23 protein-coding genes, 1 pseudogene and 1 other annotated feature are annotated in these 21,616 nt (G+C 35.5%); of the genes and pseudogenes, 18 read left to right on the top strand and 6 right to left on the bottom strand.

Annotated features, from left to right (window positions below; translation table 11 throughout):
* Nucleotides 1-293 precede the first annotated feature (293 nt).
* The 4 genes and pseudogenes from IEV41_RS04770 (at nt 294) to IEV41_RS04755 (ending at nt 2,866) form a co-directional block, all read left to right on the top strand.
* Nucleotides 294-1,313: a TIR domain-containing protein gene (locus tag IEV41_RS04770; protein WP_188387287.1), complete on the top strand. Its 1,020-nt coding sequence runs from the start codon at nt 294-296 to the stop codon at nt 1,311-1,313.
* A complete protein-coding gene (locus IEV41_RS04765) occupies nt 1,310-1,492 on the top strand; it encodes a hypothetical protein (protein ID WP_188387286.1) in 183 nt (60 codons plus the stop codon). The genes IEV41_RS04770 and IEV41_RS04765 overlap by 4 nt, the downstream gene beginning before the upstream one ends.
* A gap of 108 nt (nt 1,493-1,600) precedes the next feature.
* Nucleotides 1,601-2,035, top strand: a pseudogene (locus tag IEV41_RS04760) (NUDIX domain-containing protein).
* Nucleotides 2,036-2,068: 33 nt separating this feature from the next.
* Nucleotides 2,069-2,866, top strand: coding sequence for a phosphotransferase enzyme family protein (locus IEV41_RS04755; RefSeq protein WP_188387285.1), 798 nt, complete (start codon nt 2,069-2,071; stop codon nt 2,864-2,866).
* A 115-nt stretch (nt 2,867-2,981) separates the two neighbouring features.
* Here IEV41_RS04755 and IEV41_RS04750 read toward each other — a convergent pair whose 3' ends face one another.
* Nucleotides 2,982-3,716 carry a YqeB family protein gene (locus IEV41_RS04750; RefSeq protein ID WP_188387284.1) on the bottom strand — a complete coding sequence of 245 codons (735 nt, stop codon included), beginning with the start codon at nt 3,714-3,716 and terminating at the stop codon, nt 2,982-2,984.
* A gap of 125 nt (nt 3,717-3,841) precedes the next feature.
* On the opposite strand from IEV41_RS04750, the gene IEV41_RS04745 reads away from it, so the two are divergent.
* Nucleotides 3,842-4,138 carry a hypothetical protein gene (locus IEV41_RS04745; RefSeq protein ID WP_229722213.1) on the top strand — a complete coding sequence of 99 codons (297 nt, stop codon included), beginning with the start codon at nt 3,842-3,844 and terminating at the stop codon, nt 4,136-4,138.
* A 76-nt stretch (nt 4,139-4,214) separates the two neighbouring features.
* Nucleotides 4,215-4,457: a binding site (T-box leader), on the top strand.
* Nucleotides 4,458-4,510: 53 nt separating this feature from the next.
* A complete protein-coding gene (gene ileS / locus IEV41_RS04740) occupies nt 4,511-7,600 on the top strand; it encodes an isoleucine--tRNA ligase (protein WP_188387283.1) in 3,090 nt (1,029 codons plus the stop codon).
* 47 nt (nt 7,601-7,647) lie between these two features.
* Here ileS and IEV41_RS04735 read toward each other — a convergent pair whose 3' ends face one another.
* Nucleotides 7,648-8,217, bottom strand: coding sequence for a GNAT family N-acetyltransferase (locus IEV41_RS04735; RefSeq protein WP_188387282.1), 570 nt, complete (start codon nt 8,215-8,217; stop codon nt 7,648-7,650).
* A 128-nt stretch (nt 8,218-8,345) separates the two neighbouring features.
* Between IEV41_RS04735 and IEV41_RS04730 the strand changes: the two genes are divergently transcribed.
* The 9 genes from IEV41_RS04730 to IEV41_RS04690 all read left to right on the top strand — a co-directional run bounded on the left by IEV41_RS04730 (nt 8,346) and on the right by IEV41_RS04690 (nt 14,097).
* On the top strand, nt 8,346-9,038 hold the full coding sequence (locus IEV41_RS04730; RefSeq protein ID WP_188387281.1) for an aspartate/glutamate racemase family protein: 693 nt from the start codon (nt 8,346-8,348) through the stop codon (nt 9,036-9,038).
* Nucleotides 9,039-9,084: 46 nt separating this feature from the next.
* Nucleotides 9,085-9,456 (top strand): GNAT family N-acetyltransferase, encoded by a 372-nt coding sequence (locus IEV41_RS04725; RefSeq protein ID WP_188388677.1) that lies wholly within the window; start codon nt 9,085-9,087, stop codon nt 9,454-9,456.
* A 33-nt stretch (nt 9,457-9,489) separates the two neighbouring features.
* On the top strand, nt 9,490-9,747 hold the full coding sequence (locus IEV41_RS04720) for a hypothetical protein (RefSeq protein ID WP_239534454.1): 258 nt from the start codon (nt 9,490-9,492) through the stop codon (nt 9,745-9,747).
* A gap of 31 nt (nt 9,748-9,778) precedes the next feature.
* Nucleotides 9,779-10,252, top strand: a complete 474-nt coding sequence (locus IEV41_RS04715) for a GNAT family N-acetyltransferase (RefSeq protein ID WP_188387280.1) — start codon at nt 9,779-9,781, stop codon at nt 10,250-10,252.
* Between the two features lie 232 nt (nt 10,253-10,484).
* Complete coding sequence (locus IEV41_RS04710; protein WP_188387279.1) at nt 10,485-10,934, top strand: GNAT family N-acetyltransferase; 450 nt, start codon at nt 10,485-10,487, stop codon at nt 10,932-10,934.
* A 64-nt stretch (nt 10,935-10,998) separates the two neighbouring features.
* Nucleotides 10,999-11,532: a sigma-70 family RNA polymerase sigma factor gene (locus IEV41_RS04705; protein ID WP_188387278.1), complete on the top strand. Its 534-nt coding sequence runs from the start codon at nt 10,999-11,001 to the stop codon at nt 11,530-11,532.
* Nucleotides 11,525-12,811 carry a DUF4179 domain-containing protein gene (locus tag IEV41_RS04700; protein ID WP_188387277.1) on the top strand — a complete coding sequence of 429 codons (1,287 nt, stop codon included), beginning with the start codon at nt 11,525-11,527 and terminating at the stop codon, nt 12,809-12,811. Before IEV41_RS04705 ends, IEV41_RS04700 begins: the two co-directional genes overlap by 8 nt.
* 60 nt (nt 12,812-12,871) lie before the next feature.
* Entirely contained in the window at nt 12,872-13,423 is a 552-nt protein-coding gene (locus IEV41_RS04695) for a hypothetical protein (RefSeq protein WP_188387276.1), read from the top strand.
* 104 nt (nt 13,424-13,527) lie between these two features.
* Nucleotides 13,528-14,097 (top strand): hypothetical protein, encoded by a 570-nt coding sequence (locus IEV41_RS04690; protein WP_188387275.1) that lies wholly within the window; start codon nt 13,528-13,530, stop codon nt 14,095-14,097.
* A 44-nt stretch (nt 14,098-14,141) separates the two neighbouring features.
* On the opposite strand, the gene IEV41_RS04685 is transcribed toward IEV41_RS04690, so the two are convergent.
* Together IEV41_RS04685 and IEV41_RS04680 are read right to left on the bottom strand one after the other, a co-directional pair.
* Nucleotides 14,142-14,609, bottom strand: coding sequence for a hypothetical protein (locus IEV41_RS04685; RefSeq protein ID WP_188387274.1), 468 nt, complete (start codon nt 14,607-14,609; stop codon nt 14,142-14,144).
* Nucleotides 14,610-14,828: 219 nt separating this feature from the next.
* A complete protein-coding gene (locus IEV41_RS04680) occupies nt 14,829-15,353 on the bottom strand; it encodes a dihydrofolate reductase family protein (protein ID WP_188387273.1) in 525 nt (174 codons plus the stop codon).
* A gap of 107 nt (nt 15,354-15,460) precedes the next feature.
* Here IEV41_RS04680 and IEV41_RS04675 point away from each other — a divergent pair, with 107 nt between their 5' ends.
* Entirely contained in the window at nt 15,461-16,396 is a 936-nt protein-coding gene (locus IEV41_RS04675) for a helix-turn-helix transcriptional regulator (protein ID WP_188387272.1), read from the top strand.
* A 71-nt stretch (nt 16,397-16,467) separates the two neighbouring features.
* On the opposite strand, the gene IEV41_RS04670 is transcribed toward IEV41_RS04675, so the two are convergent.
* Nucleotides 16,468-18,222: a SulP family inorganic anion transporter gene (locus IEV41_RS04670; RefSeq protein WP_188387271.1), complete on the bottom strand. Its 1,755-nt coding sequence runs from the start codon at nt 18,220-18,222 to the stop codon at nt 16,468-16,470.
* Between the two features lie 301 nt (nt 18,223-18,523).
* Nucleotides 18,524-18,853 (bottom strand): ArsR/SmtB family transcription factor, encoded by a 330-nt coding sequence (locus IEV41_RS04665; RefSeq protein ID WP_188387270.1) that lies wholly within the window; start codon nt 18,851-18,853, stop codon nt 18,524-18,526.
* A 487-nt stretch (nt 18,854-19,340) separates the two neighbouring features.
* Between IEV41_RS04665 and bioD the strand changes: the two genes are divergently transcribed.
* Nucleotides 19,341-20,039 carry a dethiobiotin synthase gene (bioD, locus tag IEV41_RS04660; RefSeq protein ID WP_188387269.1) on the top strand — a complete coding sequence of 233 codons (699 nt, stop codon included), beginning with the start codon at nt 19,341-19,343 and terminating at the stop codon, nt 20,037-20,039.
* Nucleotides 20,033-21,400, top strand: coding sequence for an adenosylmethionine--8-amino-7-oxononanoate transaminase (bioA, locus tag IEV41_RS04655; RefSeq protein WP_188387268.1), 1,368 nt, complete (start codon nt 20,033-20,035; stop codon nt 21,398-21,400). The genes bioD and bioA overlap by 7 nt, the downstream gene beginning before the upstream one ends.
* The last annotated feature ends 216 nt before the right edge of the window (nt 21,401-21,616 follow it).

The following is a 21,616-nucleotide window of genomic DNA, read 5'->3' as shown; positions in this document are numbered from 1 at the left end:
GAGCTTCATACTACTCGTTTTTTTGTGCTTCTTTTGGAGAAAGGAATTTAGCATGTCTTTATCGAATAATGTAAGAGTAAAAAATTAACTCTCCAATAGTCTCCAAAAAAATTCATCAGCAATGTTTTTTGCTCTTTGTTTGTCTTAATTTGCAGTATCGATATACGTTAACATTTCTTAATCAATAAAGAATTAATAACCAATCTTATGTATATTCTTCCAATAATTACGGGGTTTATAAAAATGAATATGAATAAATATCGAAAAATGTCAATAAGAAAGGAGGAAGCAAAATGAATAAACAAAAGCCAAAAGTCTTTATCGGATCGTCACGAGAGGCAATGAATTATGTGAATGCTGTTCAAAAATCATTGCAATATTATGCTGAAGTCAATCCGTGGTATGCGGGAGTTTTCACACCTGGTAACTATACGATGGACGATTTGGAACGGCAATTAGAAATAAATGATTTTGCAGTATTTATATGTTCACCAGACGATATTATTGATATACGAGGTAAGACGTATTTAATTACACGAGATAATACATTGTTTGAAATGGGGCTTTTTTGGGGAAAGTTAAAACGACATCGTGTTTTTTATTTAATTCCAAATACGGTACCGAAGAAGCGTAATGATATCGACATTCAGGAGTATCATTTACTTTCAGATTTACTTGGAATGAATGCTTTAACATATCAAGCAGATTCATCAAACGATGATGCGGCAGTGAGTGTGGCATGTCAGCATATTCTACATAAAATAAAAGAACTACAATGTTTTCAAGATCCAGAAGTCTTACTTCAAGAAGCACGTCTACGACAAAAAGAACGTGATGAAGTATCACTTTTTACGCTTAAGTTAGCAAAAGAACTCATACAATATGATAAGTCACAAATGTATGAGTATGTATCAGATGCCTTAAGGAGTGTGTATGCCATTCATCCATCGTTCAAAATGGATGGTGTTGGTGTGTGGAAACGAGAAGGATGGGATGGACTTAGACATGTAGCTGGGAAAGCTGGTGCAGTGACATTTTATCCATTTCATATAAATGATGAGAAGCAGGACGATGCAGAAGATCGGATTTTAGTTGTAGATAGTTTTCTAAAAGGAGAAGAATTAGTTCTTTTAACGAAAAATCATCTGTTTAAAACATATTTAATATGCTATCCTATTGAAAATGAATTAGTGTTAACAATCACAATTTCGGGTTCGTCGTTACTAACAGAAGCGGAAACGAAGTATCAAATGGTTGCGAACGAAGAGTTAATTAAAACCATTCATTATTTGTTTGGAGGTGGTTCGGAATGACAAAGTTTATTGATTTAGCAGAAGTAAAGAAAATGATTTCTGAGAAAGAATTAAAGAAATTTGGTGAATCCGTGGTCGGTGAGAAAGCAGTCGCATCTGTAAACGGAAAAGAGCAAGTAGGCAGCGTTGTCTATAGAAGAAAAGCAACATATGATGAACCGTTCGAGCGTAGAGCGTAAAGGCACTTCAATTGAGTAGATTGAGGTGCTTTTTTATGGAGATGTGCCGGAATTCAACCTTTTGTTACAGAATTATACTAGTCCAATAAAAAGCGGAGGTACGAAGAAATGAAGAAACGATTCCACTATATTACAAGAGGTAGATTACTAAAAGAGGGAAAAATTATTAGTTGTCGATTACATAGGACATTATTATTTTCTACTTGGAGGACATGTTGAACTAGGTGAACGTGTGGAAGATGCACTTATTCGTGAATGGGAAGAGGAGTTAGCTAGCTCTTGCTTGGTTGAGAAGTTTCTCGGTGTGATTGAAAATCAGTGGACTACAGAAGGACACATGGCATTATGAAATTGCCCATGTCTTAAAAGTAATAAGTGATTCCTTGCAAGTAATTAAAAGAAGCTCATTTAGCTTTCCATTGGATAAATCCAAATGATGAGAATTTGAAAAGATACAACGTTATGCCCGATGTTGCGGTACAAACGCTTATAAGAAAAGTGCGAGAAACAGATATAGAGGCATGTTGGATTAGTTCATTGTAACAATAACAAAGACCCTAATTAGGGAGGATTTTCATGGGAAATCAATACGAAAAAGAAGCAACACTATCAGGAGGAAATGTCTCCAGTGTATATCGTTTAGGAAATACAGTACGCCGTGAGTTAAAGCCTAATAGTGGTAACATTCATATATTGCTAAAGCACCTTGAAAGCAAAGGCTTAAATGGCGTGCCAAAGTTTCTAGGTATTGATGAAAAAGGAAGAGAAATCTTATCTTTTATCGAAGGAGAGGCTGGCAATTATCCGTTGCAACAATATATGTGGTCGGATGAGGTTTTAAAAGACATCGCAAAAATGCTTCGTCTCTATCATGATGCGGTGAGTGATTTTCCAATAGAAGAAAGTTGGCGAATCATTGATAACACTCCGCAACCATTTGAGGTGATATGTCATAACGATTTTGCTATTTATAATATTATTTTTAATGGCGAAAAACCCGTAGGTATCATTGATTTTGATTTTGCTGCTCCTGGTCCAAGAACCTGGGATATTGCTTATACGCTTTACACGTGCGTACCTTTAAGTAGGCTTTATCATACAGAGACAAGTGAAGTCGTGTATTATGACTCGTTAAAAGATGCTGAGCGAATCAAACAAAGAATAATATTATTTTTTGACTCTTACGGCATAGAAGGAATAGAAAAAGGATTTTTAGAAATGGTATTGCTACGAGTAGAGGGATTATGTAAAACGATGCAAAGGAAAGCGCAAGAAGGCGATATGGCGTTTCAAAAAATGATGGATGAAGGGTATTATGATCATTATCAAAAAGATCTTCTATTTATTCGCAAGCACGGAAAAGATTGGATTTGAGGCAGAAGTGCTGATGAACGAATATGGTGTAAGTATGAGAAAAGAGATCATCTTTTGATGACCTCTTTTTAATCGGCTTTAATGTGAAAGTATGAATTTAGGTTAATATTCCTCTTTAATCCACTTCTTTTTCTTTCGCAAGGCGTACATATTGACCTTTTCGCTGATCTTTAATCACAACACCTAGTTTGGCTAAATCTTCTCGTAAATATTTCGCTTCATCTCTTTTATCCTTCTTTAATGCTTTTTCTCGTGCACTTAGTAGGACGTTTATTTTTTCAGGGAAGTCTGGATGTGCAGGAACCCAGCGTTCATAGGCATCTGCGAATGGATCTTCTTCTGCCCACGGATATTCGTAACGTTCAAACACTTCACGAGCAGCCTCTTGTTTCACATCGATTATTTCTCTATACAGTTCATTCCCGGTATTTCCTAAAATAACTAAATGTTTATTTTCTAAGTAGAGATTTTCTTGACGTTGTTTTTTATCAAGCATATGAATATAAATTGTTGAAATATCATTTTTCTCAATCGTCTTCACGTTATCTTTGAACTTTAACTGCACATTGCTAGAAGATACCGTAACTTCAAGACTTTCGTGGAAAATAAATAGTGTTAGTGCAGAACCAGCGGCAATACCAAGGATAGTTCCGATAATAGATACCCATAAATGATGAAAGGATGTGATTGTTTCAAGAAGTCCTTCCATTGGAACAATAGGAAGCGTTAATACCCAATTTGCAATTGCTGGAGCAAACCAGCCAAGAACACCACCAATTATGGCAGGAAGCGTTGTGATAAGTGTTTTTTCGGATTTATTGAGTCCTAGAACGGTTTGATTGTCTTTCATAGTTTATCCTCTCTTATAGCATTTTAATTATATATATTATTTATTGGTCGCTCAATCAACTTTCTTATTATATGTACTGTTGTTTACTCTGTCAAATATAAATGGAGGTATGACGAGAGATGAATATTCGTTGGAATCATGATGTGGTTACGCTTGAAACGATGCGAGAGGCAGAAGTATGGGCGGATTCAATCGCAAATGAAATATATGGTCGAATCTATGAGGGTTATACGACATCCGATTATAAAGTAGCATACGCGTTAGCTTTTATGCTTGCCTCTATTCGACAGTTTCATGTACACACAGAAATTGAAAATACATCTGTGTATAAAGTTTGGATTACAATGTCTGATATACAGTGTTCGGAAGCTAATATTTCAATAAAGACCAATGGAAACAATAAAGGTACTCACTTCGAATAGTTATTTTTAGAAAATTCAAAAACAATCGTTTGACAATAGTATATATTAATATTACAATATTTTCTAATTAAAGCATACAAATTCAATGACGAGAACGAGTAACCTATGACGCTGTTCTACAGAGAGCCGGTATTTGCTGCAATCCGGTGTTCAGCCCATTTGTGAAGATCCTCTCCGAGAAGTCAAGCTGAAGCTAGTAAGTTTGACCGGTTGTCTACCGTTAAAAGGAACACGTATGATTGTACGTGACTAAGTGCTATTGACGAACGGACTTCTTCAATAGAATTAGGGTGGTATCGCGGTTGAACCCGTCCCTTTACTAGGGGCGGGTTTTTTGTATGCTTAAAAAACGAATAAAAGGAGCGGTATCAAATGAAAAATGACAAAGAAACAGTCCAACAACGAGAATTACGTATACGAAAACAATGGGTAAAAGAAGATACATTTAAACAATCTGTCACAGGACGAGAAGGAAAGCCTTCGTTTGTCTTTTATGAAGGGCCACCTACCGCGAATGGTTTACCCCATGTCGGCCATGCTTTAGGAAGAACAATTAAGGACGTTGTTGCAAGGTATAAAACAATGGCAGGATATCAAGTTGTCCGAAAAGCAGGATGGGATACACACGGACTACCTGTGGAACTTGGTGTTGAGAAACAATTAGGTATCTCAGGAAAAAGTGAAATCGAAAACTACGGTGTAGAGGCGTTTATTAAAAAGTGTAAAGAAAGTGTTTTCGTCTATGAGAAGCAATGGCGTGAATTTACGGAGCAATTAGGATACTGGGTAGACATGGATGATCCGTACGTTACATTGAATAATTCCTATATCGAAAGTGTATGGCACATTCTCGGAACGATTCATGAGAAAGGCTTGCTGTATAAAGGACATCGTGTATCACCGTATTGTCCAAGTTGCCAAACATCACTTAGCTCTCATGAAGTTGCACAAGGATATAAAGTCGTAAAAGATTTAAGTGCGACAGCTAAATTTAAAGTAACAGGCCGTGACAATGAATATTTTCTCGCATGGACAACAACTCCCTGGACCTTACCAGCAAACGTTGCCTTAGCGGTTCATCCAGAAATGAATTATGTTCGTGCAAAACAAGGAAATGACGTCTTTATTGTTGCTGAGTCGTTAGTGGAACGTGTATTAAAGGAAAGTTACGATGTATTATCCGTTCATACAGGCTCTGAATTAAAAGGAATTTCATACGAAGCACCATTTTCTTTCGTAGAAGTAGAAAAAGGGCATCAAGTAGTCACAGCGAACTATGTAACAGACGAAAGCGGAACAGGTATCGTACACACGGCACCAGCTTACGGAGAGGATGATTATAAAACTATCCAAGAACATAACTTATCGTTTGTGAATGTTGTAAATGAGAAGGGTCAATATACAGAAGCTGTCCCATTTTTACAGGGACGTTTCGTCAAAGACTGTGATGTCGATATTGTCCGTTATCTTGCTGAAAAAGGCTTACTCTACAGCAAAGAAAAATATGAACATAATTATCCGCACTGTTGGCGCTGTGATACGGCATTATTGTATTATGCAAATGACAGCTGGTTTATTAAAACAACTGTACTACAAGAACAATTTATCCAAAACAACGAAGAAGTTACGTGGCATCCAGATCATATTAAACACGGACGCTTTGGAAACTTCTTAGAACAAATGGTAGATTGGAACATTAGTCGTAAACGTTATTGGGGAACACCACTTAATATATGGCAATGTGATTCGTGTGATCATGAAGTAGCACCGAAAAGTATCGAAGAGTTAAAGCAATTGTCTACAGATTCGCTTCAAGAGGATGTCGAATTACACAAACCGTATGTAGATCATGTACACCTAGCATGTCCGTCATGTAGCGGGACAATGACAAGAACGCCAGAAGTAATTGACGTATGGTTTGATAGCGGAGCAATGCCGTTTGCACAGTATCATTATCCATTTGAGAAGCATGATACATTCGCGCAGCAATTCCCAGCCGATGTTGTAATTGAAGGAATCGATCAAACCCGCGGATGGTTTTATAGTTTACTTGCTGTATCAACATTATATACAGGTAAAGCGCCGTATAAGCGTGTACTATCATTAGGTCATGTATTAGATGAACATGGACAAAAAATGTCAAAGAGTAAAGGAAATGCGCTAGATCCAGTAGAGTTAATTAATCAATACGGCGCTGATGCTTTAAGATGGGCATTGTTAGTCGACAGCGCTCCGTGGAATCCAAAACGTTTCTCCGAACGAGTTGTTCAAGAAGCAAAATCAAAATTAGTCGATACGTTTATGAATGTGCATAGTTTCTACGTGTTATATGCAGAGTTAGACGGCTTTAATCCGAAAACAAGTTATGAAGTGAAGCGAAACAAATTAGATGATTGGGTGTTATCACGTTTACACAGTGTAGTGAAAGAAGTACATGAACAACTAGAAGCATATAATTTTACGAATGCGACGAGAAAAATCGCCCAGTTTGTCGAAGAAGTAAGCAACTGGTACGTAAGACGCTCTAGAGAACGTTTCTGGTCACAAGGCATGAATGAAGAGAAAGCAGCGGCATATACGACGTTATATGAAGTGTTAACAACTGTAAGTAAGTTATTAGCGCCGTTTACTCCTTTCCTTGCAGAGAATGTATATACGAACTTAACAGGAGAAAGTGTCCATCTTGCCGATTATCCTACTTGTAATGAATCATGTATCAACCAACAGTTAGAAGAGGAAATGGACGCAGTCTTACATGTAGTCGAATTAGGCAGAAATATCCGGAACACGACGTCACTAAAAGTAAAACAACCTCTTGCTAAGTTATCTTTATTAAGTAATAAAGAAGGACTAAATTGGTCCGCGTACGTAGCAATCATTCAAGACGAATTAAATGTAAAGCACGTAGACGTACTAATAGATGACGGGGAAATCGTTTCAGTCAAATTAAAACTAAACTTTAAACAAGCAGCCGCTACATTAGGGAAACATGCAAATACCGTAAATAAATGGCTACAAGAACACTCGAATGAAGATGCTAAGAGTTTCTTAGAGAGAGGATACGGAGAATGGAATACAGAGAGTGAAACAGTAACTATCCGTATGGAAGACGTACTCGTGGAAAAAGGTGCAAAAGAAGGATTCGCCTCTGCATCAAACGGAGATTATACAGTCACATTAGATATTGTGTTAACAGATGAACTCGTCCAAGAAGGGATTGCTCGCGAATTCATTCGTGCGGTGCAAGAATACCGAAAACAACTTAACTTACCAATTAACATGCGTGTCGATATCGCAATATATGCTAACAAAGACGTACAAGAGGTCGTAACGAAATATAAAGGCATGTTACAAGAGAACTTACTCATGCGTGATTTAATCATGAAAGAACACGTAGGAGAGGGAAAAGAAATAAACGTAGGGAAATATGTTACATCTATTGAATTGATTTCGGTTTCTTAATGTAACGAAAGATGAGAGGTCTACTTAGGGCCTCTCATCTTTTTTCGTTACCATAATTGCTTTTCACCCAAATCGAGGTAGATATCTGCCTCTTCAAAAGATAAACGAGTTTCCTTAGCTTTTGAAGAGAATAAATGAATCATTGTTGCCAATCCTAATGAATCACTTCTAAATGGTTTACTACGAGTGCCACCAACAAGCATTGTATGTTGGTGATGCTTCCAACCTCCTTTTGTATAAAAAGGGACTAATGATGGATGGCATGTATAGATGCTAATATCTGGATTATTGTTTTCTATATGTAAATACGCCTCTTTTATTAACCGTAAACCTAATCCTTGCTTTCGATAAGAAGGGTGTGTCATAACTTCACTTAAGCCAAATGGGTTATACGTTTCACCTTCATGCTCGATATACTTATACGGAACTGCTACATGACTAACAACAAGATCTCCATCCATTAGAACGAAAGAAGTCGGATGTGTTTCCGGATTATCTGGCCAAGTAATAGGCTTATCCTCATCAAATGCTTGGGGCCATTCTTGTCGTATTAGCGAAATAAGTTGCTCTTTCATGTGTGCTGGACAGTCTGTTTGAAGAAAGTGTAATAGCTTCATCGTACAATCTCCTTTTGTAAAATGTGTATACATAAAATTTTATCATATGAAATGTTATTAAAAATCTAAAACATTCGTTTATACTTAATGTAGTCAGAAAATTATAATTCCTAATCAAGAGGTGTCTTATGAAAATAATTGGCTTAATTGGCGGAATGAGTTGGGAATCGTCTGTATTGTATTACCGAATAATCAATGAAGAAATAAAGAATAGATTAGGTGGCTTACAGTCAGCAAAATGTTTGTTATATAGTGTGAACTTTGCAGAAATTGCAGATTATCAAGCAAAAGGCGAATGGGAAAAAGCCGGGAATAGTTTAGGAGACGCTGCATATGCGTTAGAAAACGCTGGAGTGGATTTCATCTTAATATGTACAAACACGATGCATAAAGTAATTGACCAAGTACAAGAAAGAGTAACAGTACCTATTTTACACGTTGCAGATGCTACAGCTCTCGAAGTGAAAAAGTGTGAATTAACATCTGTCGGATTCCTCGGAACGAAATATACGATGGAGCAAGACTTCCAATTATCGAAGTTACACTCGCATGGACTGGATGTACTCGTACCGAACGAACAAGAGCGTGAAGTTGTAAATAAGGTCATTTTTGAAGAGTTATGTGTCGGATCGATACGGAAAGAGTCAAAAGAGTACTATATGCAAGTAATCAACAGGTTAATAGAGGAAGGCGTAGAAGGCATTATATTAGGTTGTACAGAAATTGGGTTATTGATTAAACAAGAAGATGTCTCTGTCCCAATATTTGATACCGCATATATCCACGCAATGGCAGCTGTAAATAAAGCGTTAGAAGAATAGGAGGGATAACTACGTGAAACAAGTTGTATACAGTACGGAAGAACCTATGTCTTTTGAGGAATTAAAATCACTCTATGAATCATTAGGATGGAATTCTCTTAATCTATCAGTAGAAGACTTAGCAAACATGTGTAGACAAAGCTGGTATGCGTTATACGTGTATGAGAATGATAACTTAGTAGGAATGGGCCGGATACTATCCGACGGAGTTATTACAGGAATTATTTGCGGATTATGCGTATTACCTATTTATCAATCACAAGGAATCGGAAATGAATTACTGCACCGTCTTGTACATTACTGTGAAGCGAATAAAGTCATTCCGCAGCTTATGTGTAAAGAGGAGCTAATCCCTTATTATGAGAAACGTGGTTTTGAACCCTTTACTGTTGGCATGATGAAACAAATAAATAGATAGCAATGTAGCAATTCGTTTAATGGAGGAGACGTTATGGTGAGCGAAATAGATAAACGAAACAAATTAAGTGAAGAACCGTTTTCTTATCAAATAACGAAAAAAGGAACGGTAGTTATCTATTACAAAGGTAAACAAATTAAAATTGTAAAGGATAGGGAGGCTGAACGTCTTATAGCAAGGATCCAAGAGGTTAAAGAGAGTATAACAGACGTACAGTTATTACTAGCTAAAATCACAGGAAACTTTAAACGAGGTAATGAGAAATTGGATAAAAACAAACGAAACTTTTGATTTGGATAAAAAGAATTATTAGAGGAGAGCCATGAGTGAATTTAAAATGAAAAAGATAAAAAATCTATTGTACAAGGACATAAAACATGTAATAGAGGAAAGTAAGGAAGAGGGATTTCTATTTCTCGAAAGACTAATACATGATTATCAAAATGATACAAATACGTTTAATAAGCTAGGAGAGGCTTTATACGGAGTGTTTAATCGTGAAGGTTTACTAGTTGCGATTGGGGGATTGAATATAGATCCTTTTGCAAATAGAGAACTAGTCGGACGACTGCGCAGGTATTATGTTTTAAAAGAGTACCGAAGATTAGGTCTTGGAAAGCAATTGTTAACAAAGATTATTGAAGATGCCAAAAATCATTTTCATGTATTAGTTCTTTATACAGATACGGAACAAGCGGACAAATTTTATACTTCGTGTGGATTTACAAAAGAAAAGAAGTTCCCTAAATCAACGCATTTTTTGAATATAAAAGAGTCCCCTTCAATAGATAAATAGAAGGAGATTCTTGCTAAATAAAAGGATATTATGTCGTAATTAACGAGCGGGTGGATAAGAAGCGTTTATTGGAAGGACAAGTGAATAAATAATACCAAATAGAACAAACAATTCACCATTACTCGGAAAATTGTTTGTTCGTTTAACTATAATTCTATAAATCTAAAAAACACCTTTAAGAAACGAGAACCGGTACGTATTTAATAAATGAAAAATAGAGGAGAGAAATGACATGAACTTTAGAAAAGCTACGAAAGACGATGTACAAGCTATCGTTCGTTTACTAGCGGACGATGAATTAGGAGAAAAACGCGAAAACTACAAAAACCCTTTACCAAATGAATACTACGACGCATTCGCAGACATAGAGGCACAAAACGGTAATCAAGTCCTTTTAGTAGTCGATAATCAAACCGTTATTGGCTGTCTACAATTAACGATCATCCCAGGCTTAGCACAACTCGGCATGAAACGAGCACAAATCGAAGGCGTCCGTGTCGATAAATCATATAGAGGAAAAGGTATAGGAGAGGCTTTATTCCAAGAAGCTATCCGTATCGCCAAAGAGGCGAAATGTCGTATCGTTCAATTATCAACAGACAAACAGCGTAAAGACGCACATCGCTTCTACGAACGTTTCGGATTCGTGGCAAGTCACGAGGGTATGAAATTACATTTATAAAAAAACTGGAAAATAAATGAACTTTTTGCTATGCTCATTACTCTTATAAGGGAGAGGTGAAGGAATGAACATAGCACGTTTAGTGAAACAAGCAAGGAGAGGCGATAAAGAAGCACTGCTACAATTAATTATCGCAAAGAAAGATGAGTATTACAGATTGGCTCTCACTTATACAGGTAATGAGCATGACGCAATGGATACGATGGAAGAAATGATTGTTAGTGTCTATGACAATATAGAGAAACTTAGAGATGCAGAAGCCTTTTATAGTTGGAGCAAAACAATCTTAGTAAATAATTGCAGGGCATTAACTAGAAAGAAACAGAAAGTTGTACTGGTAGATGAATGGGAAGAAATAAATACACATGCCTCTACAATAAACCCATATACAAATAGTGAACACCAAATGGATATTCAAATGTTACTTGAACAGTCGAATGACCAGCAGAAAGAAGCAATTCAATTAAAATACTTTCATGATTTTGATAATCAAACGATAGCAAAGATAACGAATGTATCAATTGGAACAGTTAAATCACGAATATTTCAAGGGTTAAAAAAGCTAAGAAAGTATTATGGAGGTGATGGTAATGAATAACATAGAAAAACGTTTAGAAGAAGAAAAAAAGCGTATACAGACGATAAACGCACCAGATGATTTAGAGATGCGATTAAGAAGCGCTTTACATAAAACAAAGCAACGGAAAACAAGGCGTACTAAGTTCCGTTGGTCATTAATCGCAGCGACGTTATTCTGCACACTTACCATTGGCTATCATTACAATGCCCTTGCTTTTTATAGCAAGAAAATATTTGGATTTGACAGTATTCTTACGGACACATTAAAAGAGCTAAACGATGAAGGGATGGGCCAAATCATCAACAAAGAAATAGAACTAGCAGACGAAACAACCTTCACGATTAATGGCATTATCGCAGACTCGAATCAATTAATTATGTATTATACATTAACAAACGAAAAGGGATTAGACTTGAAGAACGATCCCATTACATTTGCGAGTATAACAGGTTTCTTTACATCGTCCTCTTTAATAAGTAGCTCCGGGTTACTCAATGAAGAGAAGACTGAATTGAAAGGAACAATGTCTTTCGGGTCTGTTAATCCATTTGCGAAAGAATTAACCCTACATTTCAGAGAAGAAACAAAGAATAATCAACAAGTAGAGCGAAGTATCGATTTCTCTTATAATCCGAATAAAGCAATGCAAGCAAAAGTGAAACAATCCATAAATAAGACATTTAAAGCTGATAAAGGTACGGTTACATTTAAGTCTATTACAGCTACTCCGACATTAACGGTTGTGAAAGGGTCTTTGAATGTCGATAATTTTGACAGAGTAAATGAATCATTTGAAGGAATCGAATTAATTGCTAACGGCGAGCCAATAGAATTAACAGGAAGCAGTAATAGCTCAACGTTGATAGGAGATAAGTTTGAAATTAGGTATGATGCATTACCAAAACAACTTGATTCATTACAACTTGTCATAAAAGAGTTTGCCGGATATGAAACGTTACATACGGAGATTCCACTCACTATGACTAAGAACGATCCTATTATGCTTGCGAATAAAGAGTTATGGATCAAGAATGTGGCAAATACATCACGCGGCGTCGAAGTCACGATTGCGACAGATGATGATATGATGTTAGACGGTGTATCGATAAAAGGCCAGAATACATCTGTTTCCCTACAAACAACTGTGATGCAAAATGATAAAAAACAAGAAAACGCTCAAATGATGAAAGAGCGTACGTTACTATTTGATACAACAATAAAGCCTGAGTACTTGGTAATAGACGGAATGCATTATATGAAGGCGTATGATGAAGTGGTAGAGATAGTTATAGACTAAGTGAGCGCATGTATTTTAAAAAACATCAAAAGCTAAGAAGAAAAGAAAGTTGTGATATTCTTGGCGAAAAGATTTATCTATCTTATCGTGTTCTTTCTTTGGTGGAATTTATGTACACCAGCACGCGCAACATCAAATGAAACAATATATGCTGTACTGACAGTTGAAGTAATGGCGAATCAAGAAGAAACAGAAAAAGATACAAAGCCAATAGAACATGCAAGGGTTATTGTTATTAACTCATTCGGTCATATTCTCGCGACAAAATTAACGAATGCAAACGGGGAAGTAAATATGCATATTACAATCCCTAGAGATGCAAGGTTCCCAATGAAAAACATGGGAGAAGCAACGATAATAGTTGTAGCGAATGGCTATAATGAGTTCATTAATTTCAGTGTCCCGGTTAATGAATATACGTATCTCCCTTCAAGGATACGTATTCCTTTATGGAAAATCAATCCTACTAGACGAAATGAACCGCGATTTATAAACGGATCATTTCACCGCTTTACCGTTTTTGGCATGTTGGACTATTATGCACAGAGAATAGGATTAAAGAGACAACAAGTTAAGTTAGTCGACGAATCACTAGCTCCATGGGGGCCTTGATTTACGATAGTAGAAACAACCTGTATAGATATTCTCTATACGGGTTGTTTTATTGGACCAAGTATATTCTTGCGATATAGAGTATATAGAAAGGAGGGGATAATATGCGATTTTCATATGATGAGATTCGTAGTGGAAATGCTGTATGTACGTTAGAAATAGACAATCAAACATTCACATTTCATCCTGCATTTCATACAGATGCACTTGGGGATTTTGTTACATACTTAGCGTCTGTACATCCTTTATGCAAACTTAGTTGGAAAGACGGGGCGTTTCATAAAACAAATGGTGGCATTACGTGGCGCACCAATCCAGTGTTAACACGCTGGGAGTTCAGGCGGAATTTTGAAGACTTACAAATGACGATTACAGAGATTCAAAATCCAATGATTGATGAGAAAAAGAATAAGAAGTTGCCTAGAAAGGTAGTAACAACAACATGTAATTTCAATGAGTTTGTGTTATGTGTCGTAAAAGAGCTAGATCGACTTATTAAGCGACGTGGATTGCTAGGGTACCGTCAAGCGTGGCAAACTCACACATTTCCGCTGGATGCATTTTTAGCATTAAAGCATGCATGTCTGTATAATCGCCCGTTTGAACTTACTAAGAATCATAGTGGCACATCACTTGAAGAAGAGTTAGTTTTGTTAATGAAAGACATTGATTAAAAGAAAAGGCCACCTTTAAAAGGGGCCTTTCTCTATGCAGGTATTTACTTTATGTCGTCCCATGAACTTAGACCTTCGTAGGAAATACTATGCTGATCTTGGGCCATTTTCATCGGATCCTCATGAGAAAGGGTAAAGACCATCTTTGGTTTCTCATCTTTTATGTATAAGATGTACACTGTATCATGAACCAAATCGATTGGCTGACCTGGGACTTTTTCTAACCGCATTGTACCCTTTGTTTTTACTAGTGTGTAGTGAGAATTAAGGGGGATTTCTTCAACTGGAATGGTTTCAACGAATTGAAAACCGAGAGATTGTAAGTATGTTTGACTTTTTTCAGTACCTGTTAAATATTCTTCTTTCGAAATGATTTGAATAGTACCATTAGGATCGGCACCAACAAGTGGATCAATCACGTGGGGTTCCAAAAGATCCGCTTTAAACGCATTATGTGCTCGGTTAAATTCCTCAAAGTATGTTCGGATTCTATCACTAATTTGGTTCATCATTTTACATCAATCCTTTCTCAATGACTAAGATATTCTATTCATTTGTACGTTTGTATTTTCCTTATCATGCTGATTATCAAAAAGATAACTTCATTTTTTAGTACATGAATCTGAATAGGCATAATTTTGATGGAGGAAGGATGGAGAAGGATAATAACGAATTAAGCCAATTTCCTTCACGTATGGAAATCGGCTGTTGCTTTAATTATAAAAACTTATTTATTTCACTTTATAATGTAATTCAACAAATTGACCAAATCGCTTTGTATTTACCAGTTCTAAATCAATTTCTGGATTCTTTTCTTTAAATAATGAAATACCAGTCCCTAATATATGAGGGGTAATCGTAATAATATATTCATCGATTAAGTTATTCTTTAGAAAATCAACGAGTAGATTCCCTCCACCAACCACCCATATTTTAGATCCGTCTTGTTCTTTTAATCTGTTCGTAAATGTTACTATATCTTCATTTACGAATTCCACATGCTCATTTGAACCTTTTTCTGTAGTAGAGAAGACGTAACATTTCTTATCCGGATAAGGGAAATCATCTACTTCCTTTAGAATCCAATCATATGTCCTTTTCCCCATAATAACAGTATCAATTGATTCATACATTTCCGCATAGCAACCGTTGTCGCCTCCTGCATCTGTTTCCGTTAACCATTGTAAATCGTCATCTTCTTTCGCGATAAATCCATCTAAGCTAGCCGCAATAAATAAAATTACTTCACGTGTCATGTTGTTCCTCCTGATATACTATAAATAAAATTATTGTTTACAGTATTATATTAACCATAAAACATGACAATTGCTGTCGTGTTTTAAGAAAAAAAAGGTGAAAAAACATGTCAAAAGCAAAACGTTTATTAGATATCCTTGTTTTTGCTACCACAAAACGAGTATTTACTGCCCAAGAAATTGCAGATGAATTTAACATATCTATTCGTACTGTCCATCGATATATCATTGATTTAAGTGAAATGGGCTTGCCAATTTATGCAGAGCAAGGACGTAATGGTGGGTATAAAGTTTTAACAGGTAAAATGCTCCCACCGATTTTATTTACCGAAGAAGAAGCTGTTTCGGTCTTCTTTGCTTTTCAGTCTTTACGTTATTATCGGAACTTACCATTTGATACGGAAATAAACTCTGTTACTCATAAGTTATATACGTATCTTAAACATGATGCGAAAGAGAAAGTTGACGCGCTGCGCTCATACATCGCATTTTGGAATCCGAAACGAACAATTAATACGCCGCTTTTAAAAGAAATAGTAAAACTAACGATTGAAAATAGAAACGTACGTTTTTGCTATGAATCTAAGTCAGGAATAAAAGAAAAATATGTTCATCCCATCGGTGTATATGCACATGATGGTTTATGGTATTTACCGGCTCATGACTTTCAGAGAGAAAAAATAATCCTGTATCGTGTAGACCGCATTGTTTCCATACTTTCTACTGAAGAATGTGAAGAGAAATTTATCAATTTAGAAGAATGGTTCTCCTCGTACAATATCAGCAATCCAATTCAACTCAAGGTTGAACTAACAAAAGAAGGAGTTCGTCAATGTAAAAGTGTTCCGTATCTTCAAGAACTCGTAAGTATACATGAAGATGGGGCAGGGGAGATTAACGCAAGCATTGACAAAAATGAAATTAATTTTATTACCCCAGTATTTTATAGACTCGGAAAAGATGCAAAAGTTCTAGAACCTAGGGAGTTAAGAGACTCTATACGTGCACATGCAAAAGAAATTTTAAATCTATACACAGACTAAAAGTTTGCGCAAAGTAAACTTTTATAAAGAAAAAGCCACAATTTCTTCATGTAAGAATTGTGGCTTTTTCTTTATCTATCACTTAGTAGTAATGCCTTTTCCTTATTGGTTATTTCTTGAGATTGCTGGGAAAGTTGGGTACATTCACGAAAAGCGAAATGTCTACACCCTATACATTTCTTCGTATCCAGGTCGTTTAAAGCGTAATTAATCGCTTCTCCTGTATGATCAAAGAAGTTTTTTTCTCCAATCTCTGCATACAATCCATCTTTCTCTAAAATAGATTGTAGATCTGGTTGAACTCCTGAGATAAGAAGTGTACCGCCTTGTTTTTTAAAATGGTGAACAATATTTCTGAAATAGGCTTCTCCTGTTGTATCAATAAATGGTACTTTTCCCATACGTAAAATTAAAACTTTCGGTTTAGAATTAATCTTTGCCAAAATGGTTTGCTCAAACGTTTGGGCAGCACCAAAAAATAATGGGCCTTCGATTGTATAGATATTAATTTGTGGACAATCATGGGCTTTATTTACCACATTCGGTAACAATTTTTCATTATGATCAGGAAGGACTTTCGATATTACAAGCATGTTACTCATACGCTTTGTAAATAAAATGATAGCTAAAATAAGCCCAATTTCTACTGCTGTAGTTAAACTAGTAAATACAGTAAGTAAGAATGTCACAAGTAAGACAAGAGAGTCTCCTGTTTTTAGCTTAAGTATATGAATGAAATGTTTTTGCTCACTCATATTCCAAGCGACTACCATCAAAATAGGAGCCATGCTTGCAAGTGGAATATGTGAGGCGTATGGCGCTAACAGTAGGAGTGTAAGTAACACAAATATCCCATGAATAACTCCTGACATTGGAGAAGTGGCTCCGCTTTTAATATTGGTTGCCGTTCGAGCGATAGCCCCAGTTGCTGGAATTCCTCCGAATAACGGTGTAACAATATTTGCAAGTCCTTGGCCAATAAGCTCTTTATTACTGTTGTGTTTACTATTTGTCATACCATCTGCCACGACAGCAGATAAAAGAGATTCAATTCCTCCCAACATGGCTATAACAAATGCAGGCCCAATTAGCTGCTCTATACGCTCTAACGTAATTTCAGGTATATGAAATTGAGGAAGTGTGTTTGGAATTGTACCATATGCTGTGCCAATGGTAGGCACCTGATTAGAGAAAAATACAGTTGCAATGAAAGTTGAAATAATAATACCCACTAGTGAGCCGGGTACTTTTGGTAAGATTTTTGGTGTGATTAGTATAACGAAGAAACAGACTAAGGCAGTTATAACATTGTAAAAATTAGTACTATCAATATGAGTGATTATTTCCGTTATATTTGCTATAAACTCCTCGTGTTTTTCTATATTAGTTAAACCTAAGAAACTAGCAATTTGTCCTGTGAAAATAATAACGGCAATACCTGATGTAAAGCCAATCGTTACAGGACGGGGGATAAATTTAATGAGAGACCCTAATTTAAAAATCCCCATAAGACATAAAATAATTCCAGCTAACAAGCCAGCAAGTAAGAGATCTTCATAGCCATAGGTAATAACAATGCCTAAGAGAATCGGAACGAAAGCACCTGTAGGTCCTCCAATTTGATATTTAGAACCACCAAATAATGAAATGATAATTCCAGCAATACATGTTGTATAGATTCCATACTCTGGCTTAACGCCAGAAGCGATAGCAAATGACATAGCTAGTGGGATAGCAACAACCCCGACAATCAACCCCGAAAGAAGATCTTTTTGAAAATGTTGCAATGAATAGCCTTGAAATCTTCCCGTAAATAACTTTCTCATTATAAACCCTTCTTTTCTATTTTTAATGAATACCAATCTATTGTTTTTACAATGACATTTTAATTCACCTAAATCTCCTCCATTTTTTAATTATTCCATCTAGACTATCTAGTTGATTCATGTCTATAAAAAGCATTACCCGTGCTTTATCTGGAGCCGTATCTTGATGGTACATTTACCATTGAACGTCATTTTAGAATGTATGAAACAAAAAAATGAATGCCAAATACCCAAGATGGAATAGGCTATATGTCCTTTTGACATCCTAATCTATCTTGGATATGTCTTTTTTTCGTCTACATCATTCTTTTCCATCTAGTTCTTCTAACATTGAGATTGTGTCAATTAAGTGGTTATTAAATATTTCCTTCGTAACTGCTAGTAAGTTCATAATCATAGGATCCCGAAGAGAATATAACACGCGTTTTCCGTCTTTTTTACCGACAACAATATTTTTAGAACGTAGTACGCTTAACTGTTGAGAAACAGCAGACCCGTCTTTATTAAGAATGCTTTGGATTTCGTTTACGCTTTTTTCGCCTTCTGATAATAATTCAAGAATGTGTATTCGCAAAGGATGTGATAAAGCTTTAAAGAAATCAGCTTTAAATTGTTGCATTTCGCCGCTCATGTAAGCTCCTCCAGTACATGTCATTGATTTTAAATAGTCTAGAAGTATTATATACATATTCAAATGTTTGAATATGTATATAATACTTCTAAATCCAACAATATTCAATGAAAACCTTTATTTTTACTTTTTTATAATAGTAATACTATGTTATTCGTTCTATTTAAAAATAAAGAAAACGAGTAAATGTAAAATAACAATGAATGTATGTTATAGAAAGCAGGGTTTTAGAGAGAGAAGGGAGGTAAACTATTTATTTTACTTGGATTTCATAGTGAATTTTACAATATGAATCATATTTGTAGTTGTGTCTTCGTCTGATATTATTCTTGTATTTTAAGTAAAAGCGCAAAATACTTCTCAGCTATGCGTGCAACTATGAGAAGGGTACATTAATCATTCCGAAGAAGAACTATTTACAGTTTCACTTCACATATGTTAACTTTTATTATAAATAAGTTAACATATGTGAAGGAGCTTGATTATTATGGGACAAAACTTCTGGGTAGTCGGAACTGATACTAATATAGGTAAGACAATAATAACTACATATCTTATGCGTTATTTTCAACTGCAAGGTAAATCAGTTATACCTTATAAACCTGTTCAAACGGGGATTGTTGTGGAAGATTTACAATCATATTATGAAGATACAACATTTTATCAAATGTTTAGTGAAAGTAGTTTAATAGAAACTCATTTGAATAGTTATTCGTTCAAAGAAGCAGCATCACCACATTATGCAGCTAAGTTAGAAGGTGCTGGAGTTGAAGAAGAAATCATTCTTAATCATATTCAACAGTTAAAGATGATGTATGATTCCGTAATATGTGAAGGAGCAGGGGGCTTATATGTTCCGTTAAACGAACAACCACATTATTATTTTATTGATTTGATTAAACAAACACAGCTACCAGTTATATTAGTCGCCAGTTCAAAGCTAGGTACGATTAATCATACGTTATTATCGATTGAAGCACTTAAAAACAGAGATATTCCTATCGCTGGGATTGTTTTCAATATGTTTGAAGATACAGAACTTGAGATTAACAATATCGAAACAATTAAACAAAGAACGAATATACCTGTTATCGTTATGCCTAAATTACATAAACTTTCTGATTTAAAAGATGTCCAAATTGAGGGAATTGATTTCCTTGAAAGGATGTTAGCGATACAATGTTGAAGCTTTCTAATTTACAAAAAAAAGATTTGAATTATGTATGGCATCCATGTTCTCAAATGAAGGATTATGAAGAATTCCCTCCTATCGTTATTACAGAAGGAAAAGGAGTTTATCTGTATGATGAAAACAACAAGGAATACATGGACGTCGTTTCTTCATGGTGGGTAAATTTATTTGGACATGCAAATGAGCGAATAAGTAAATCCTTGACGGAACAAGCTTTTCAATTAGAGCACACTATATTTGCTAATTTTACGCATAAACCAGCCATTTATTTGGCTGAAAAACTTGTTAAGTTAACACCCGATGGTCTAGCGAAAGTATTTTTTGCAGATAATGGATCGTCCGCAATAGAAATTGCGTTGAAAATGAGTTTTCAATATCATTTACAGAAGGGAAAAGCAAATAAGACACGATTTTTAGCACTAACAGATGCTTATCATGGTGAAACGCTTGGTGCGTTATCTGTTGGAGGGGTAGAGCTGTATAACCAAATCTATCACCCTTTATTATTGGATACAATTCGGGCGCAAGGGCCTGATTGTTTTCGCTGTCCATTCAACAATACCCCAAATAGTTGTGATACACCTTGCATTTCATATGTAGAAGAGCAATTGGAGCTATACCATGAAGAGATAAGCGCAATTATTGTTGAGCCATTGATTCAGGCAGCAGCTGGAATGAAAATGTATCCGCCTCGTTATCTCAAGAAATTAAAAGATCTTTGCCTACAATATGATATTCATTTGATTGCAGATGAAATAGCAGTAGGGTTTGGCCGTACAGGAACGTTATTTGCATGTGAGCAAGCAGGGATATCACCTGACTTTATGTGTTTATCTAAAGGACTAACAGGTGGCTATTTACCACTATCCGTTGTTTTAACAACAGATGATATATACGATGCATTTTACGATGATTACAACAGTATGAAAGCATTTTTGCATTCGCATAGCTACACTGGGAATCCTTTGGCATGTAGAGTGGCACTTGAAGTATTAAACATATTCGAGGACAATAATTATCTAGAAATAATCAAAGAGAAAAGTGCATACATGAAGAAAGTGGCTTCTGAAACGTTTACATATCAACCTTATGTTGGAGAATATAGACAAACAGGTATGGTTGGAGCAATTGAATTAGTAAAAAACAAAGAAACGAAAGAACCTTTTCCTAGTGAAGAAAGAATAGGATATAAGATTTATCAATTAGCTTTAGAGAAAGGATTACTTTTAAGGCCTTTAGGACATGTCTTGTACTTTATGCCACCGTATATTATTACAAAAGAAGAAATAGACAGGATGATTTCTATAACAAATGAAGTTATTCAAGAATATTTCACAAACACGAAAGAAGTTTAGACTATATAAAGATTATTTCATTTAAAAAAGAAATAGATTTTGATGCTGCTTACATTAACTTAATGTAAGCAGTTGAAGGATGAGTATAAGTAACAAAATAAAAGCCTTGATTATTGAATTATTAAGGTTTGTTATTTTGTGAACACCTAAGGATGTACTGTTTAATCAAAATAAATTGATTTATAGGTTGCGTGATACAAATATTTTCGCATATAC

The sequence above is a fragment of the Priestia taiwanensis genome (assembly GCF_014638355.1).
GTDB classification, from domain to species: domain Bacteria; phylum Bacillota; class Bacilli; order Bacillales; family Bacillaceae_G; genus Priestia_D; species Priestia_D taiwanensis.
The sequence above is the reverse complement of the archived record's forward strand: the minus strand, read 5'-3'. Positions and strand labels throughout refer to the sequence as shown.

Coding starts and splice junctions, on each gene's coding strand:
- IEV41_RS04725 (WP_188388677.1), top strand. CDS start 9,085: ATGTCTTTTGAGGAATTAAAATCACTCTATGAATCATTAGGATGGAAT.
- IEV41_RS04720 (WP_239534454.1), top strand. CDS start 9,490: ATGGTGAGCGAAATAGATAAACGAAACAAATTAAGTGAAGAACCGTTT.
- IEV41_RS04705 (WP_188387278.1), top strand. CDS start 10,999: ATGAACATAGCACGTTTAGTGAAACAAGCAAGGAGAGGCGATAAAGAA.
- bioD (WP_188387269.1), top strand. CDS start 19,341: ATGGGACAAAACTTCTGGGTAGTCGGAACTGATACTAATATAGGTAAG.
- IEV41_RS04770 (WP_188387287.1), top strand. CDS start 294: ATGAATAAACAAAAGCCAAAAGTCTTTATCGGATCGTCACGAGAGGCA.
- ileS (WP_188387283.1), top strand. CDS start 4,511: ATGAAAAATGACAAAGAAACAGTCCAACAACGAGAATTACGTATACGA.
- IEV41_RS04665 (WP_188387270.1), bottom strand. CDS start 18,853: ATGAGCGGCGAAATGCAACAATTTAAAGCTGATTTCTTTAAAGCTTTA.
- IEV41_RS04690 (WP_188387275.1), top strand. CDS start 13,528: ATGCGATTTTCATATGATGAGATTCGTAGTGGAAATGCTGTATGTACG.
- IEV41_RS04765 (WP_188387286.1), top strand. CDS start 1,310: ATGACAAAGTTTATTGATTTAGCAGAAGTAAAGAAAATGATTTCTGAG.
- IEV41_RS04675 (WP_188387272.1), top strand. CDS start 15,461: ATGTCAAAAGCAAAACGTTTATTAGATATCCTTGTTTTTGCTACCACA.
- IEV41_RS04670 (WP_188387271.1), bottom strand. CDS start 18,222: ATGAGAAAGTTATTTACGGGAAGATTTCAAGGCTATTCATTGCAACAT.
- bioA (WP_188387268.1), top strand. CDS start 20,033: ATGTTGAAGCTTTCTAATTTACAAAAAAAAGATTTGAATTATGTATGG.
- IEV41_RS04710 (WP_188387279.1), top strand. CDS start 10,485: ATGAACTTTAGAAAAGCTACGAAAGACGATGTACAAGCTATCGTTCGT.
- IEV41_RS04715 (WP_188387280.1), top strand. CDS start 9,779: ATGAGTGAATTTAAAATGAAAAAGATAAAAAATCTATTGTACAAGGAC.
- IEV41_RS04730 (WP_188387281.1), top strand. CDS start 8,346: ATGAAAATAATTGGCTTAATTGGCGGAATGAGTTGGGAATCGTCTGTA.
- IEV41_RS04755 (WP_188387285.1), top strand. CDS start 2,069: ATGGGAAATCAATACGAAAAAGAAGCAACACTATCAGGAGGAAATGTC.
- IEV41_RS04750 (WP_188387284.1), bottom strand. CDS start 3,716: ATGAAAGACAATCAAACCGTTCTAGGACTCAATAAATCCGAAAAAACA.
- IEV41_RS04680 (WP_188387273.1), bottom strand. CDS start 15,353: ATGACACGTGAAGTAATTTTATTTATTGCGGCTAGCTTAGATGGATTT.
- IEV41_RS04735 (WP_188387282.1), bottom strand. CDS start 8,217: ATGAAGCTATTACACTTTCTTCAAACAGACTGTCCAGCACACATGAAA.
- IEV41_RS04685 (WP_188387274.1), bottom strand. CDS start 14,609: ATGATGAACCAAATTAGTGATAGAATCCGAACATACTTTGAGGAATTT.
- IEV41_RS04700 (WP_188387277.1), top strand. CDS start 11,525: ATGAATAACATAGAAAAACGTTTAGAAGAAGAAAAAAAGCGTATACAG.